The following is a 14,871-nucleotide window of genomic DNA, read 5'->3' as shown; positions in this document are numbered from 1 at the left end:
GAAAGAAGGTAGCGGTATGAGGGAAGAGGTTCGCGAGTTCGTCATCGCGCAACTGGAGGACATGAACTACGACGTCGAGGGGCTGACCGACGAGACCACGCTCGGCCCGGCGGGGGTGGACCTGGAATCGCTCGCGCTGGCGGACCTTTCGATCCGGGTGGAGGACAAGTTCGGGGTGCGGTTCTCCGACGAGGAGTCCGAGCAGCTGGCCTTGATGACGGTGGGCGAGTTCACCACCGAGGTGGCCGGCCGGGTCGCCCAGCAGGTCTGATGAACAACCCCGCCCCTCTCCCGACCTCGCCCACGACAGCACCCGGGCGGGCCGAGATCGTCAACTGGCTGGCCGGTCTCGGTGAGCGGTCCGGCGAGCTCGAACGGATCGACTCGATGGAGCTCGCCTGGCTCGTGCACCAGGTCGAGCAGCACTATGCCCTCGAACTCGCCGACGAGTACCTGGACCGGATCAAGACGATCGACAGCGCCGTTGCCGTGATCGCCGAGGCCCTGTCCGCAGCGGGTGTCCTGCCGCCTTCGCCTGCCCTGGCCGTGGCGCCGGAGCTGGAGCCGGACCGGGGGACCCATGCCTGACCTGTCCGCCGGCCTCTCAGCCGGCCTCTCAGCCGGCAAGGTGTCGATCACCGGCCTCTCGGTTCTGAGCGCGCTCGGCCGTGGTGCCGAGGCGCAGCTGGCGGCGGCACTGCCCGGCGCCGCAGCGTTCGGGGAGATCCGGCGGTTCGACACCTCGAACCGCCGGGTGACGCGGGCGGCGACGGCGCTCGATGCCCGGTCGCTGGAGGAGGAGATGCTCGACGCGGTCATCACTGCTTGCGCCGACGGGGGGCTGACGCCGGCCGAACGCGCGATGACGCCGTTGTTCCTCGCGGTGCACGACCGCGCCGGCGTACGGGGGCTGGCGACCAGGGCGGCGAAGATCTACACCAGTGCGTGCGTCTCGGCCAGTACGGCGGTCGCCGACGCGGCCGCGCTGATCCGTCACGGCTATGCGGACCGGATCGTCGTCGCGGCCGGTTACCTGGTCGAGGCAGACCAGTTCGCTCTGTTCGACGCGGGGCGCGCGCTCTCCGACGACAGCACGGTCCGGCCGTTCAGCCTGGATCGCAGGGGTCTGCTGCTCGGCGACGGCGTGGTCGCGGTCGTGCTGCAGAGGGGCGAAGGACAGGCAGAGATCGTCGGCTGGGGGCGTGCCGGCGATGCGTATCACCCCTGCCGGCCGGCACCCGACGGGCAAGGTCTGGCGGCGGCGATCGAAGCCGCGCTGCGCAAGGCGGAGCTCCCGCCGGACGTGGTCGGCTACATCAACGCGAATGCCACCGGGACCGCCTTCAGCGATGCGTCGGAGGCAGCCGCCATCCGCGCGGTGTTTCCAACTGCCGTCCCGGTCAGTTCGACCAAATCAGTGCACGGCCACGCCTTGGAGGCGTCCGGCCTGCTGGAGCTGGTCATGACGGTGCTGGCGTTGCGGGCCGGCAAGCTCCCGGTCAACGCCGGGTTCACCACGGAGGACCCGGCCTGCCCGCTGGATCTGATCCTGGACGCACCACGGCCCGCGACCGCGCAGTACGGGCTGACTTTGAATGCCGCCTTCGGCGGTGCCAACACGGCCTTGCTGGTGCGTGCTGGATGAACCCCCTGGCCGAAATTCCTGAACTCCGTGTGGTCACGGACAGTCACTGGCCGCAGCCGGGTGACGACGCGCTGGCAGGTCCTCCGTCACTACCCGGCTTCATCGGGTCATCGTTCAGCCCGTTGGTGGCGGTCGTCGCCGACCGGTGCCTGCAGTCGCTGTACGGCGAAGTCGCCGCGAAACAAGGAGAAAAGGTCGGCATCGTCCTGGTCAGCCGGACCGGCGACCGGGCCTCCGCCGAGCAGGTCCACCAAGCGGTTGCCGACGGCAAGCGAGTCGGACCGCTCTACTTCTTCCAGTCGGTCCCGAACAGCGTGGCCGGCTACGTCGCGGCCCGCTGGGGGCTGCACGGTCCGGTCGTCTGCCTCAGCCCGGCAGGCGATGCCAGGCAGGCCGGGTTCGACCAGGCCGCGCTGCTGATCGCGGACGGTGACACCGACCAGGTGCTGGTCGTGCTCGTGGAACAGGCAAGTCAGGGCGACACCGCCGTCGCCCTGCTGGTGAGTGGGGGAGAACCGTCATGAAAACACTGAGTCGCCGCGCCGCCCTGGCCGCCGACCCGACCATCGGCGCGGGCAACGTGCTCGCCACGGTCATCGCCCACGGCGCCGACCTGGACGGGCCGGGCCTCACATTCGACACGCCCGTCGACCACTACCCGGCCGAACACCCTTTGACGCTGGGCGAACTCGACGAACGGGTCCAGGCCCGTACGGCGTGGCTGCGGGCGCACGGAATCGGCCGCCGGGATGTCGTCGCGGTCTGGGCCACCGAGGCCGCGGATGTGGTGCTGAGCTTCCTCGCGCTCACCCGCGTCGGTGCGATCCCGGCGCTGATGAACGGCAAAATGGCGCCGGCCATCGCCGAGGAGTACATCCGCCGGCTGCGCGTCACCGGCGTACTGGCTGACGCGGCGCACCGGGAGTTGTTGCAGGAGGCACCGATCCTGGCGGAGCCGAAGGAGCTCGGCAGCGGGGATCCGGCCGACGCGCCGGAGCACTACCGGCATCACCAGGACGACCCGGTCGTGATCACGCACACGAGCGGCACAACCGGCGTACCGAAGGCTGTTCTGCACTCTCACAAGACGCTCTATGCCGCGCTGAAGCACCTGCTCACGATGCCGCAGGCACAGGGCACCGGCAGGATCCTCAATGCGCTGCCGATCCCGCACACGGCGACGGTTCTGATGGTCAACCAGGTGCTGGGCAATCGCGCGGAGATGCTGCTGGTCTCATCGCAGGACGCGTCGACCGTGCTGGGGCACATCGAGAGCTGGAAGCCCGAAGGCGTCTACGGGTTCGCGGTCACCTGGGCCGGGCTGGCCCGGGAGGACCTGAGCAAGCACGATCTGGACTCGGTCCGGATGTGGTTCAACACCGGCGACTGCGCGCACGAGCCGCACATCCGCAAGCTGGTCGCGGTCGGTTCGCGGGAGACCGTCGGGCGCGAGGGCCGGTTGAAGGTCAAGGGCTCGCACTTCATCGACGGGCTCGGCTCCAGCGAGATGGGCCACAACGGGTTCCACATCACCCACACGATCGACTCCGACCACTACGGCCGGTGCATCGGCAAGGTGTACCAGTTCGCCGAGGCAGCCGTGCTCGATGCCGATGGCAACGAAGTACCACTGGGCAAGGTCGGACTGCTCGGCTTCCGGTCGCCGTCGGTCTCGCCGGGGTACTGGAACGACTCGGTCAACACCTACAAGTTCCGCCTGAACGGCTGGTTCCTGACCGGCGACCTCGCGTACGCCGACGAGGCCGGGCACTACTACCACCTGGACCGGGTTCCGGACGCCGTGGCCGGGTTCGAGGGGCCGCAGCTCTACACCTCGATGTCTGAGGAGCGGATCATGGCGGCGTTGCCCGAGGTGCTCGACTGCACGGTCGTCATCGCGCAGGAGGACGGTCGCTTCCTGACCGACGTACTGCTCGAACTCGTCCCGGATGCCGACCCGGCCGCGGATCGCACTGCCGAAGTACATCAGGCGGTCGGGGACGAGGTCGCGGCGACGATCCGGCGGATCAGCGTGATCGGCCAGGACGACGTGCCGGTGACCGTGACCGGCAAGGTCCGCAAAGTCGCGCTGCGGCAGGAACGCCTGACCGGGGTGCCGTCATGACCGCCGTGACGATCACTGGGATGGGACTGCTCACGCCCGTCGGACGTGGCGTGCCGGCGGTCTTCGACGCGTTGCTGCACGGCAAGTCGGGGATCTCGCGTCCGCCCGCCGATCACCCGGTCGCGAACTCGGTCGAGCTGGCCGGATTCCTGGGGCCGATCGATCCGGGCACGATCGCGAGCGGCCCCGACGGCAAGGTGATGGACCGCACGGTCATCCTCGCCCAGCTCACTGCCGAGGACGCACTCGCGGACGCCGGGCTGGTCGTCGGCGAGAACGTCGATCCGGAACGGATCGGCATCATCATCGGTGGCGTCGGCGGGATGGCGACGCTCGAGCAACAGGTCATCACCCGCGTCGAACGAGGCCGTGTGTCAGTCAGTCCCTACCTGCTGACCGGGATCCTGCCGAACATGCCGGCCGCCCGGGTCGCGATCCGGTTCGGCCTGCGCGGTTACACCTCTTCAGTCGGTACTGCGTGCGCGTCGGGCGCGCAGGCGATCGCCGATGCGGTCCGGCTGATCCGTTGTGGTGAAGCGGATGTGGTGATCTGCGGTGCGAGCGAGGCGCCGCTGTTCCCGACCTTCGCCGAGACGTTCGGCAACGCCCGCGCACTGGCCCGTGGCTGGGACGACCCGACGCAGGCGAGTAGGCCGTTCGACCTGCGCAGGAACGGTTTCGTGCTGTCCGAAGGGGCGGGCCTGCTGGTGCTGGAGAGCGCCGAGCACGCCATCGCGCGCGGCGCCTCGGGGTACGCCGACGTGGCCGGGTACGGCGTCAACGCCGATGCGCATCACCCGACCGCGCCGCGTCCCGACGGCACCGGAGCCGCCGCTTGTATGCGACGCGCTTTCGCCAGCGGGCGGGTAGTACCGGAGCAGGTCGGCTATGTGAACGCGCACGGGACCAGTACGAAGCTCGGCGATGTCGCCGAGACGGTCGCGATCGGCCTCGCGTTCAACGGATCCGGGCCCGCTGTGAGCTCGACCAAGGCCCTGACCGGTCACATGCTCGGCACCTCCGGAGTGGTCGAGGCCGCCGCGAGCGCGCTGGCCGTGAACACCGGGTTGCTGCCACCGACGTACAACCTCGACGACCCGGATCCGGCCTGCGGGCTGGACCACGTCCGGAAGGAGCCGCGCGAGGTGCGCCTGGAGTACGCGCTGTCGAACTCGTTCGGGTTCGGCGGCCAGAACGTGAGTCTGTTGTTCGGACCGGCGAGCACGCCGGCTCGCAAGGAATTCATGGAGGGAAAGACGGTGAGGTCATCGTGATGGAGATCTACGGGATCGACCACGTGGAGATGTACGTGGGCGACGCAAAGCAGGCGGCGTTCTACTTGGCCAACGCCTTCGGTCTGCAGGTGCACGGCCAGGGGGGCCCGGAGACGGGACTGGCCGACCAGCGCTCGCTGCTGCTGCGGGAGAGCGCCGTACAGATCGTGCTGACCTCGGGGCTGGCCGCCAGTCACCCGGCTGCCGAGTACGTGCAGCGCCACGGTGATGGTGTCGCCGTGGTGGGCATGGAGGTGGACAACGCCGCCGTGGCCTACACGGAGTTGCTTGCCCGCGGCGCCGTATCGGTGTCCGAGCCGGTCACCTACACGGACGAGCTGGAGACCACTGTCGTGGTCGCGGAGGTCGCGGGCTTCGGTGACGTGATCCACCGGCTGGTCGAGCGGCACGGACCGCGGCGGGAGTTCCTGCCCGGCGCGATCACCATCAGCGAGCCGGCCGGGATGCCGGACGAGAAGCTGTTCAGCGAGATCGATCACCTGGCGATCTGCGTGCCGTCCGGCCAGTTGAAGCCGACGACCGAGTTCTACGAGAAGGTGTTCGGGTTCCTGCCGATCTTCGAGGAGTACATCGAGGTCGCCGGGCAGGGGATGGAGTCGACGGTCGTCCAGAGCCCGTCGACCCACGTCACCTTCACCCTGATCGAGCCGGACGAGACCCGCCGGCCCCGGCCAGATCAACGACTTCCTCACCTGGCACGCGGGCGCCGGCGTACAGCACATCGCCCTGCGGACCAGCGACATCGTCGAGGCCGTCGGCACCCTGGCCGGCCGCGGCGTCAACTTCCTCGCGTCCCCGTCCACGTACTACGACGCGCTGCCGGGCCGGGTCGGCGAGGTGGAGACACCGCTGGAAGACCTGCAGGAGCTGGGAATCCTGGTCGACAAGGACCACTGGGGTCAGCTGCTGCAGATCTTCACCGAGTCCATGCACGTCCGCCGCACGCTGTTCCTGGAGATCATCGAGCGGCGCGGTGCGATGACGTTCGGCAGCGGCAACATCAAGGCTCTGTACGAGGCCAAGGAGCGCGAGCTCGCCGGAGTTGAGGCATGACTGTGTCTAATGCTTTCCTCACCCCACCGCCCCGGTCTCTTGAATTCAGCCTCTCCGAGGAAGAGATCGAGTTGCTGCCGTCGGACGAGGACGTCGCGTTCTACGCCGAGCACGGCTGGTACCTGTCCAAGAAGCTGCTCACCGACGACGAGACCGACGAACTGGTCAACTCCAGCGAGCGGTACTACGCCGGCGAGCGGGACCGGTCGCTGTCGTCCGCGCCGCCGAAACTGGCGTACTGGGACCCGTCGAAGGGCGATGTCCAGCGGCACAACGACTACGTGCACTACGAGCACGACGGACTCGCGAAGATCCTGGGCAAGCCGCTGATCGGCGCGGTCGCGGCCAGGCTCGCCCAGGTCGACGAGATCCGGATCTTCCAGTCGACCTTGATCTACAAGCCGCCGGTCGCGGGCGAGCCGTCGAACATCGTGCCCTGGCACTTCGACAAGCACTACTGGTCGTCCTCGTCGTCCGAGCGGATGCTGACCGCGTTCATCCCGTTCCACGACTGCCCGCCCGAGATGGGCACCATCACGATGGTCGACGGCAGTCACCGCTGGAAGGAGATCGGCGCCAACGACACCGTCGTGCGGCACTTCGCCGAGCGGGACAGGTCCGAGCTGGACGAGATGCTCGCCGAGAACGCCGCCTTCAACGGCGTCGAGGTGGTCAAGCTGCCGATCACGATCCCGCGCGGCCACCTGAACTTCCACCACTGCCGGACGTACCACGGCAGCGGTGCGAACGTCAGCGACCGCCCGCGCCGGGCCATCTCGCTGCACCTGCAGGACGGAGCGAACTCCTACCGGGAGTTTCCGCTCTCCGACGGATCGCTGGCGGCGTACAACCACGACGCCGTGGTCCGCCGGACTTCTGACGGGCGGCCCGACTACGCCGACCCCGACTTCTGCCCGACCCTCTGGGCCGACCGCTAAAGGAGACAAGCAATGTCACGCTACGACTGGGGTCAGACCCACCCGGGCATCGAGCAGTTGGAGAAGGCCGTCACCGATGCCCGCGACAAGGTGGTCCAGCACCCGCTGTACGCCAACCTGGACACCCACGAGTCACTCGTCACCTTCATGGAGCACCACGTCTTCGCGGTCTGGGACTTCATGTCGCTGCTCAAGTCGCTGCAGCGCGAGCTCACCTGCGTCACCGTGCCGTGGATCCCGACCGCGCACACCAGCAGCCGGCGGCTGATCAACGACATCGTGATGGTCGAGGAGAGCGACGAACTGGCGACCGAGGACGGCAGCCCCGCCTTCATCAGTCACTTCGAGCTCTACGTGAACGGCATGCACGAGGCCGGTGCCGACTCGACCGCGATCGAGAAGCTGGTCGACCTGCTCCGCGACGGCGGTTCGGTGGTCGAGTCGCTGCACGCGGCCGGCGTACCGCAGGCGTCGATCGACTTCGCCGCCACCACCTGGGACATCATCGAGAACCACCCGGTGCACTGCCAGGCGGCCGCGTTCGCGTTCGGCCGCGAAGACCTGATCCCGGACATGTTCACCCAGGTGGTCGCGGTGAACCAGCGGTCGAAGAAGCTGAACACCTTCGTCGACTACCTGGAACGCCACATCGAGGTGGACGGCGAGTTCCACACCCCGATGGCGATGCAGATGGTCGCCGATCTGTGCGGTGACGACCAGGCCAAGTGGGACGCCTGCGCGGACACGATCAACACCGCGCTGGCCGCCCGGGCCCGGCTCTGGGACTCGATTCTCGCCGCGATCAAGGGCTGAGGGCAGCGCTGATGTCGGCCGTCGATCTCTACCGGACCGTCCGGTTGATCCGCCGCTTCGAGGAACGCGCGATCGAGTTCGTCCGGTCCGGGGAGATCGTCGGCGGCATCCACCCCTACATCGGGGAGGAGGCCGTCGCGGCCGGCGTCTGCGCCGCGCTCCGGCCGGAAGACCTGATCACGAGCACCCACCGGGGCCACGGGCACGTGCTGGCCAAGGGGGTGAACCCGGCGCGGATGTTCGCCGAGCTGATGGGCCGCGAGTCCGGGCTGAACAAGGGCCGGGGCGGCTCGATGCACGCGGCCGACTTCAGCCTCGGCATCCTCGGCGCCAACGCGATCGTCGGCGCGGCCGGCTCGATCGCCACCGGCGCGGCCTGGGCCCACCGGCGCCGTGGCCGCGATGTCGTCGCGGTCAGCTTCTTCGGCGACGGCGCGATGAACGAGGGGATGTTGCTGGAGGCATTCAACCTGGCCGCGCTCTGGCAGGTCCCGGTGCTGTTCGTCTGCGAGAACAACGGCTACGCCACCACGATGCCGGTCGCCGGCGCCGTGGCCGGCAGTATCACCGGCAGAGCCAAGGCGTTCGGGATCCCGGCCTTCACGATCGACGGCCAGGACCCCGAGAAGGTGCTGGCGGCAACGACCGCCGCCGTCGACCGGGCCCGGGCCGGCAAGGGACCGACGTTCCTGGAGTGCCTGACGCACCGCCTGGACGCCCATCACACGTTCGAACACCGGACCCGGCTCACGTATCGGTCGGCCGATGAACTCTCTGCTGGGTGGTCGCGGGACCCAGTGGAGATCCAGGGAGCTCGACTCACTGCCGACGACCGGGAAGCCGTCAACGCAGAGGTCGAGGCCCTGCTCGATGCGGCGGCCGGGATCGCCTTGGGCAGCGCCCATCCCGATCCCGCCGCCGCTCTCGAGTACCTCTACGCCAGTCCCGAGGTGATGCACTGATGCCAAAGCTGTCCTATTTGAAGGCCCTCAACCGGGCCCTCGGTGACGAGATGGACGCCGACCCCGACGTGTTCGTGCTCGGCGAGGACATCCGGGTGGCCGCCTCCAACCTGACCGCCGGGTTGTTCGCGCGGTTCGGGCCAGAGCGAGTGCTGGACACACCGTTGTCGGAGCAGGCCTTCACCAACTTCGCCACCGGTGCGGCACTGGCCGGGTTGCGGCCGGTGGTCGAGTTCCAGATCCCTTCGCTGCTGTTCCTGGTGTTCGAGCAGATCGCCAATCAGGCGCACAAGTTCTCGCTGATGACGGGTGGCCAGTGCAAGGTCCCGGTCACGTACGTCGTACCGGGGTCGGGATCGCGGACGGGCTGGGCCGGTCAGCACTCGGATCATCCGTACAGCCTGTTTGCCCACGTGGGGGTGAAGACGGTGGTGCCGGCGACTCCGGCCGATGCGTACGGGCTGCTGCTGTCGGCGATCCGGGATAACGACCCGGTGGTGGTCTTCGCTCCGTCGGGGGCGCTCGGAGTCCGTGAAGATGTCGACTTCTCGACCTTGGCGCCGATACCGCTCGGCGTAGGCCGGATCGCACGGACCGGTTCCGATGTGACTGTTGTTGCCCTGGGCCACCTGGTGCACGACGCGCTGGCAGTGGCCGACGAACTCGCCGGTGGGGGCGTCTCGGTCGAGGTCTTCGACCCGCGCACGGTCTATCCGTTCGACGTCGACGGACTGGCCGCCTCGGTCGCGAAGACGGGCCGGCTGGTGGTGATCGACGACTCGAACCGGACCAGCGGCTTCGGCGCCGAAGTACTTGCGATAGCGGCCGAACGCTTCGAGCTGATAGCGCCGCCGCGTCGGGTCACCCGGCCGGACGGGGCCGTGCTGCCGTTCGCGCTTGCCCTGGATCGAGCGGTCCAGCCTGGCCGGGACCAGCTGCTCGCGGCGGTCCGCGACGTACTGACTAGTGGGGGACGAGGATGACGGCACGACCTTCCGTGCACGAACTGTGGCCAGATCTGCCGGAGCCGGTCCGCGAACGATTGCTTGCCTACGGCCACAAGTACTGGCAGCAGGTCTACGAGGACGTGGCGCTGCAGAACCAGGACTGGATCCCGCTCCGCTCGCCGGTCGCCACCCACGCGGCGTACGCGGAGATGAACCGGGTCACCGAGGTGGTCTCGCGACTGGTCCTCGAAGCCTGCCGGCGCCGAGCTCGTACTGCGGGGGAGCTGCGCCGCGTCCTCGGCGTACCGGATGGCCGGATCCAGTTGCTGGACGAGAGTGAACCGCTGACCGGTCGCCTGATCAACGCGATCCGGTCCGACCTGCTGCTCGAACGCGGCGTACCGCGGATGGTCGAGTGCAACGTGGAGAGCGCGCTCGGCGGGGTGCTCGACGCCGACGGTGTGATCCAGCGCTGGATGGACGTGTACGTCGACGAGCCGATGTTCACCGCGATGGGCGCGGCCGCGCCGCCGTCGGCCATCGACGCGCGATTCGATGCGATCCGGGCCGATGTGGGGCCGGGCAAGACGACCGCGATGCTGTTCACCGCGGGCGGTGGCTATCCCGGTGCCGACCGGCCGAACTACATGATCAACCGGCTGGCGCCGTTCGCCGATCGTGGCCGCGAGTTGGGCGTCGACCTGATCGTGTACCCGGTCGAGTGGGTGGAGCTGGACGATCAGAAGAGGCTCAAGGCAGGGGACCGGACGCTGGACGCGGTCTGGCGGATGTTCGTGCCGCCGTTCGTCAACGACAGCCCCGGGATGGAGGCGGTCCGGGTCGCGAACGCGGCCGGCACCTTCCAGATGTACCTGCCGACGGCCGTCTGGCTACTGAGCAACAAGGCGATCTTCGGCTGGCTCTGGGAGGATCTGGACCTGCTCACGGAGGAAGACGCCGAGGTGGTCCGGGCGACCATCCCGCGAACATGGGTCTACGGCCCCGAGTTGCGGCAGCGGGCGATCGACGAGCGGGAGCAGTTGGTCCTCAAGCCGACGGACGACTACGGCGGCCGTGGCGTCTTCATCGGCCCGCTCACCTCGCCGGAGGAATGGCTGACCGCGTTGGACACGGCCGACGGTCCGCACATCATCCAGGAGCTGATCGAGGCCGATCCGCTCACCATGCAGTTCCTCAAGCCCGAGACCGGCGACGTCGTCGAGACCGATGTCTCGTACTGCCTGGCCACCTACCTGTTCGACCGCATCCCGGCCGGCGTCTTCAGCCGGTTCTCACCGCCCGGTGCGGGTGGCGTGGTGAACCTGACCCAAGGCGCACTGACCGGTGGCCTGCTGCTCGTGAACGACCTGGAGGCGTGAGATGACGACCCCGGACCTGAACTTCGACTGGCAGCAGACGCCCTTCGACCACTGGGAGCAGTTGCCGCAAGCAACCAAGGACGAGGTGCTGGCGGCCGGCGCGGAGGACTGGACCAAGGTCTTCGCCGGCGTGATGACCTTCAATCGGACCTGGCGACCGCTCCGCCCGGTGCTGATCGACCAGAACAAGTACGAAGAGCTGGCTCACGTGATGGACCGGCTGCTGCAGCTGATCCTGGAGACGGGGATGCGGCGAGCGACGACCGCGGGCCAGTTGCGCAAGCTGCTCGGGACGCCGGACGGCCTGATCGAGTACCTCGACGACGAGGAGGTGCTCGGCGAACACCTCGTTCAGTCCGGCCGCCCCGACGTGCTGGTCTGCGACGGCGTACCGAAGTTCGTCGAGTTCAACATCGGCAGCGAGGTCGGTTGCGTCTGGGACACCGAGAAGGTGTCCACCCGGTTCCTGGAGATGTTCACCAGCCGCGGGCTGGAGGAGCTCGTCCCGGTGCAGGCGCCGCCGTCGCCGATCGACGGCCGGTACCACGCGATCACGAAGTACCTGGATCTGAAGCCAGGTGACCGGCTGACGATGGTGATGCGGACCGACGGCGAGTACCCCGGCAACGACGACATCCCGGCTCTGGTCCGGATGCTCGACCCGTTCGTCGAGCGGGGTCAGGCACTCGGCATCGACATGGACTGCGTGCCGATCCAGTGGCTGGCGGCCGACGAGGACGGCAAGCTGCATCACGAGGGCAGGCCGGTCGAGTCCGTCTTCCGCTTGTACGTCTGCGCCAACATGCCGCAGAACCCTGGCCAGGCGGCGTTGAAGGCCGCGGTGAAGGCCGGTACGTCGAGGATCTTCACCTCGTCGGCGGGCTGGCTGCTGGCCAACAAGCTGCTCCTGACCTGGCTCTGGAGCGACCTCGATCAGCTCGCGCCGGAGGATCAGGAGCTGGTACGCCGGCACATCCCGTGGAGCCGGATGCTGACGGCCGAGATGGTCGCGGACGCGATCGAGCGACGGGCCGAGCTGGTGCTCAAGCCCGCTGACGAGTACGGCGGCTCGGGGGTCCTGGTGGGCCACGAGACCTCGGCGGACGAGTGGCGGGCAGGTCTTGAGGAGGGCGTTCGGCGCGCTGACTTCCTGCTCCAGGACTACGTCCGGCCGGATCGCCTGACGATGGACTTCACCAACCTGGAGACCGGCGAGACGCTACGGACCGAGGTGCCGTACTCCGTCGGGCCGTACACGTTCGGCCGGGAGTCCTTCGGGTGCTTCCTCCGCGTCGGCTCGCACGAGCACGGCGAGGTACTGAACCTCAAGCGGGCCGTCCATGTCACCGGACCGCTGCTGGTCGCGCCGCGATGACGACGTTCGACTGGGCCGGCCGGCCGGGCTTCGATGCCTGGGGCAACTTGTCGGCCGGCCTGCGGACGGAGATCCTGGCCGCGGGTCAGGCGGGCTGGCAGGTGGTCTTCGACGAGATCGCCACCTACAACCAGACTTGGCGGCCGCTCCGGCCGGTGCTGATGGACAAGGTGTGGCTGGAAGAGCTCTACGCGCTGAGCGATCGGATGCTGCAGTTGCTCTTCGACTGTTGCCGCCGACGGGCCAGTACTGCGGGGGAGTTGCGGAAGCTGCTCGGCATTCCGGACGGCCGGGTCGAGTTCCTGGACGACTCAGAGCCGCTCGCCGAACACCTGCTGATGTCGGGGCGTCCGGACATCCTGCTGACCGACGGCGTACCGAAGTTCGTCGAGTTCAACGTCGGCAGCGATGTCGGCAGCGTCTGGGACTCAGAGAAGGTGTCGGCCCGTTTCCTCGAGCTCTTCCGTACTACGGGGTTGGTGGACCAGCTACCGGTCGAGGCGCCGGTCTCCGCGGTCGATCGCCGGTACGCCGCGATCCGCGAGACACTCGGGCTGCCGCCGGGCGCCCGGCTGACGATGGTGTTCCGGACCGACGGCGAGTATCCGGAGTCGCACGACCCGGAGAAGCTGGTCGAGTTGCTGCAGCCGTTCGTAGTACGGGGTCGTGAGAACGGTTACGACATGGACGTTCAGCCGGTCGATTGGCTGACGCTGTCCGAGGATGAGCACCTGGTCGGGCGGGGGCGTCGCGTCGAGGCGATCCTGCGGTTGTTCGTCTGCTCGGAGATGCCGCCGACTGTTGGGTTGCAGGCGATAAAGGACGCCTTGCAGGCCGGGACAGCGGCGCTGTTCACCTCGGCGGCGTCGTGGTTGATCAGCAACAAGCTCGTCTTCGCCTGGCTCTGGGAGGACGCAGCGGATCTTCCTGCTGAGGATGCCGCGCTGGTTCGCGCTCACTTGCCCCGCACGCGGATGCTCACCCGGGAGCTGCAGGACTCGGTGCTCGCGGAGCGGGAAGAGCTGGTTCTCAAGCCGGCGGACGAATTCGGCGGGTCGGGAGTGGTGGTCGGCCGGGAGGCGACGCCTGAGGAATGGACCGCGCTGATCGAGCACGGCGTCGCCGAGGGACTGCATCTGGTCCAGGACTACTCGCGCCCGGACCGGATGACGATGGACTTCGTGCACCTGGAGACGGGGGCGCACGAGGGGGCCGAGGTCCCGTTCTCGATCGGGCCCTACAGCTTCGCCCGTCAGGGAGCCGGCTGCTACGTCCGGATCGGCAGTCAGGGCGAAGGTGAGGTCCTCAACCTCAAGCGCAACGTGCATGTCACCGGCTCGCTGCTCCTCGGTGGCGCGTGATGTCAGAAGGTGTATTCGAGCACCCGCGGCCCGATCGCCGGCTGGTGGACCGCGGTCCGGGTGAGACCGGCGGAGGCCGCCAACGCGTCGTACTCGGTGAGGGTCCGCTCCCGGCCGTGGCCGAGGACGAGCATCAGCAGGTCCATCGAGGCGAAGGCGACCGGCGCGGTCTCGGCGGACTCGATCACCAGCACGGAGCCACCGGGCCTGAGCGCTTGGGCCGCTTGGCGCAGTGCCCTGGCGGCGGCGTCGTCCTCGAACGAGTGCAGCAGGTAGCGGAACACGAAGACGTCCGCGCTGGGCAGGTCGAGCTCGAACAGATCACCGGCCAGTACTTCGCAGCGCTCGGCGAGGCCGTGGGTACGGAACCGCTCCAGCGCGGCGGGCGCGCTGACGGGCAGGTCTACCAGAGTGCCGCGCAGGGACGGGAGCGTGGTGAGGAGGCCGACCAGCTGCGCTCCGGTGCCGCCGCCGACGTCGACGACATGCTCGAAGCGGGACCAGTCGAGCGCGGTCGCGAGCAGCGGTGCCTCCTGGACCGCGCGGATCTCCATCAACTCGTCGTACGACGCGGCGGCCTTGGGCTCGAGACTCGTCTTGTTGCCGGCAGCAACCGGTCCGCCGGCGCGGACGGTGCCGAGCAGCTCGATGAAGGCACGGTCCATGTGGCCGCCGAAGCCGTCCAGGTCGAGCCAGCGACGCAGGCCGCTGGGTGCGTCGTCGAGCAGCCAGCGACCGGACTCGCCCAGTGCGTACCCGCCTTCCTCGCTGGCGAAGATGCCGCGGGCGACCAGGTAGCGCATCAGCCGGCCGAGCGACTCCTCGTCGACTCCGGCCTTGTCGGCGAGGGTTCGCAGCTCCACCGGGCCGGAGGCGAGCAGATCTGCCAGCCGCAGGGTCGCGGCGGCGCGGAGGGCCATCGGTGGGATCAGGTCGGACATCGCCGCCAGTTCGGCGGGCCCCAGTGGGTCGGTCATC

The 14,871-nt window shown here is 68.6% G+C and carries 15 protein-coding genes; 14 read left to right on the top strand and 1 reads right to left on the bottom strand.

What is annotated here, in order from left to right; translation table 11 throughout:
* Window positions 1-16 precede the first annotated feature (16 nt).
* Genes F1D05_RS15090 through F1D05_RS15025 form a run of 14 tightly spaced genes read left to right on the top strand, consistent with a single transcriptional unit; the run spans window position 17 to window position 13,893 of the window.
* Window positions 17-271: an acyl carrier protein gene (locus F1D05_RS15090; protein ID WP_185448283.1), complete on the top strand. Its 255-nt coding sequence runs from the start codon at window positions 17-19 to the stop codon at window positions 269-271.
* A complete protein-coding gene (locus F1D05_RS15085) occupies window positions 271-588 on the top strand; it encodes an acyl carrier protein (RefSeq protein ID WP_206686221.1) in 318 nt (105 codons plus the stop codon). Before F1D05_RS15090 ends, F1D05_RS15085 begins: the two co-directional genes overlap by 1 nt.
* The gene (locus tag F1D05_RS15080) at window positions 581-1,645 is read left to right on the top strand and encodes a beta-ketoacyl synthase N-terminal-like domain-containing protein (protein ID WP_185448282.1); all 1,065 of its coding nucleotides are present in this window, start codon (window positions 581-583) and stop codon (window positions 1,643-1,645) included. The genes F1D05_RS15085 and F1D05_RS15080 overlap by 8 nt, the downstream gene beginning before the upstream one ends.
* Window positions 1,642-2,169 (top strand): beta-ketoacyl synthase chain length factor, encoded by a 528-nt coding sequence (locus F1D05_RS15075; protein WP_185448281.1) that lies wholly within the window; start codon window positions 1,642-1,644, stop codon window positions 2,167-2,169. Before F1D05_RS15080 ends, F1D05_RS15075 begins: the two co-directional genes overlap by 4 nt.
* Complete coding sequence (locus F1D05_RS15070) at window positions 2,166-3,770, top strand: class I adenylate-forming enzyme family protein (protein WP_185448280.1); 1,605 nt, start codon at window positions 2,166-2,168, stop codon at window positions 3,768-3,770. The genes F1D05_RS15075 and F1D05_RS15070 overlap by 4 nt, the downstream gene beginning before the upstream one ends.
* Window positions 3,767-5,044: a beta-ketoacyl-[acyl-carrier-protein] synthase family protein gene (locus F1D05_RS15065; RefSeq protein WP_185448279.1), complete on the top strand. Its 1,278-nt coding sequence runs from the start codon at window positions 3,767-3,769 to the stop codon at window positions 5,042-5,044. The genes F1D05_RS15070 and F1D05_RS15065 overlap by 4 nt, the downstream gene beginning before the upstream one ends.
* Entirely contained in the window at window positions 5,044-6,111 is a 1,068-nt protein-coding gene (locus tag F1D05_RS15060) for a VOC family protein (RefSeq protein WP_246486711.1), read from the top strand. The genes F1D05_RS15065 and F1D05_RS15060 overlap by 1 nt, the downstream gene beginning before the upstream one ends.
* 3 nt (window positions 6,112-6,114) lie before the next feature.
* Window positions 6,115-7,056 (top strand): phytanoyl-CoA dioxygenase family protein, encoded by a 942-nt coding sequence (locus F1D05_RS15055; protein WP_185448278.1) that lies wholly within the window; start codon window positions 6,115-6,117, stop codon window positions 7,054-7,056.
* 12 nt (window positions 7,057-7,068) lie between these two features.
* Window positions 7,069-7,869, top strand: coding sequence for a DUF3050 domain-containing protein (locus tag F1D05_RS15050; RefSeq protein WP_185448277.1), 801 nt, complete (start codon window positions 7,069-7,071; stop codon window positions 7,867-7,869).
* A gap of 11 nt (window positions 7,870-7,880) precedes the next feature.
* Window positions 7,881-8,831 carry a thiamine pyrophosphate-dependent dehydrogenase E1 component subunit alpha gene (locus F1D05_RS15045; RefSeq protein ID WP_185448276.1) on the top strand — a complete coding sequence of 317 codons (951 nt, stop codon included), beginning with the start codon at window positions 7,881-7,883 and terminating at the stop codon, window positions 8,829-8,831.
* Window positions 8,831-9,814: an alpha-ketoacid dehydrogenase subunit beta gene (locus F1D05_RS15040; RefSeq protein ID WP_185448275.1), complete on the top strand. Its 984-nt coding sequence runs from the start codon at window positions 8,831-8,833 to the stop codon at window positions 9,812-9,814. Before F1D05_RS15045 ends, F1D05_RS15040 begins: the two co-directional genes overlap by 1 nt.
* Window positions 9,811-11,157 (top strand): hypothetical protein, encoded by a 1,347-nt coding sequence (locus F1D05_RS15035; RefSeq protein WP_185448274.1) that lies wholly within the window; start codon window positions 9,811-9,813, stop codon window positions 11,155-11,157. The genes F1D05_RS15040 and F1D05_RS15035 overlap by 4 nt, the downstream gene beginning before the upstream one ends.
* A 1-nt stretch (window position 11,158) precedes the next feature.
* Window positions 11,159-12,532 carry a hypothetical protein gene (locus F1D05_RS15030; protein WP_185448273.1) on the top strand — a complete coding sequence of 458 codons (1,374 nt, stop codon included), beginning with the start codon at window positions 11,159-11,161 and terminating at the stop codon, window positions 12,530-12,532.
* A complete protein-coding gene (locus F1D05_RS15025) occupies window positions 12,529-13,893 on the top strand; it encodes a hypothetical protein (RefSeq protein WP_185448272.1) in 1,365 nt (454 codons plus the stop codon). Before F1D05_RS15030 ends, F1D05_RS15025 begins: the two co-directional genes overlap by 4 nt.
* Before the next feature lie 2 nt (window positions 13,894-13,895).
* Here F1D05_RS15025 and F1D05_RS15020 read toward each other — a convergent pair whose 3' ends face one another.
* A complete protein-coding gene (locus F1D05_RS15020) occupies window positions 13,896-14,870 on the bottom strand; it encodes a methyltransferase (protein WP_185448271.1) in 975 nt (324 codons plus the stop codon).
* Window position 14,871: the final 1 nt, after the last annotated feature.

The organism is Kribbella qitaiheensis (genome assembly GCF_014217565.1).
Classification (GTDB): Bacteria; Actinomycetota; Actinomycetes; order Propionibacteriales; family Kribbellaceae; genus Kribbella; species Kribbella qitaiheensis_A.
The sequence above is the reverse complement of the archived record's forward strand: the minus strand, read 5'-3'. Positions and strand labels throughout refer to the sequence as shown.

What these genes read in the sequence shown, in the direction of transcription:
- F1D05_RS15090 (WP_185448283.1), top strand. Translation starts at nt 17, where the DNA reads ATGAGGGAAGAGGTTCGCGAGTTCGTCATCGCGCAACTGGAGGACATG.
- F1D05_RS15040 (WP_185448275.1), top strand. Translation starts at nt 8,831, where the DNA reads ATGCCAAAGCTGTCCTATTTGAAGGCCCTCAACCGGGCCCTCGGTGAC.
- F1D05_RS15025 (WP_185448272.1), top strand. Translation starts at nt 12,529, where the DNA reads ATGACGACGTTCGACTGGGCCGGCCGGCCGGGCTTCGATGCCTGGGGC.
- F1D05_RS15075 (WP_185448281.1), top strand. Translation starts at nt 1,642, where the DNA reads ATGAACCCCCTGGCCGAAATTCCTGAACTCCGTGTGGTCACGGACAGT.
- F1D05_RS15065 (WP_185448279.1), top strand. Translation starts at nt 3,767, where the DNA reads ATGACCGCCGTGACGATCACTGGGATGGGACTGCTCACGCCCGTCGGA.
- F1D05_RS15050 (WP_185448277.1), top strand. Translation starts at nt 7,069, where the DNA reads ATGTCACGCTACGACTGGGGTCAGACCCACCCGGGCATCGAGCAGTTG.
- F1D05_RS15060 (WP_246486711.1), top strand. Translation starts at nt 5,044, where the DNA reads ATGGAGATCTACGGGATCGACCACGTGGAGATGTACGTGGGCGACGCA.
- F1D05_RS15070 (WP_185448280.1), top strand. Translation starts at nt 2,166, where the DNA reads ATGAAAACACTGAGTCGCCGCGCCGCCCTGGCCGCCGACCCGACCATC.
- F1D05_RS15035 (WP_185448274.1), top strand. Translation starts at nt 9,811, where the DNA reads ATGACGGCACGACCTTCCGTGCACGAACTGTGGCCAGATCTGCCGGAG.
- F1D05_RS15020 (WP_185448271.1), bottom strand. Translation starts at nt 14,870, where the DNA reads ATGACCGACCCACTGGGGCCCGCCGAACTGGCGGCGATGTCCGACCTG.
- F1D05_RS15085 (WP_206686221.1), top strand. Translation starts at nt 271, where the DNA reads ATGAACAACCCCGCCCCTCTCCCGACCTCGCCCACGACAGCACCCGGG.
- F1D05_RS15030 (WP_185448273.1), top strand. Translation starts at nt 11,159, where the DNA reads ATGACGACCCCGGACCTGAACTTCGACTGGCAGCAGACGCCCTTCGAC.
- F1D05_RS15045 (WP_185448276.1), top strand. Translation starts at nt 7,881, where the DNA reads ATGTCGGCCGTCGATCTCTACCGGACCGTCCGGTTGATCCGCCGCTTC.
- F1D05_RS15080 (WP_185448282.1), top strand. Translation starts at nt 581, where the DNA reads ATGCCTGACCTGTCCGCCGGCCTCTCAGCCGGCCTCTCAGCCGGCAAG.
- F1D05_RS15055 (WP_185448278.1), top strand. Translation starts at nt 6,115, where the DNA reads ATGACTGTGTCTAATGCTTTCCTCACCCCACCGCCCCGGTCTCTTGAA.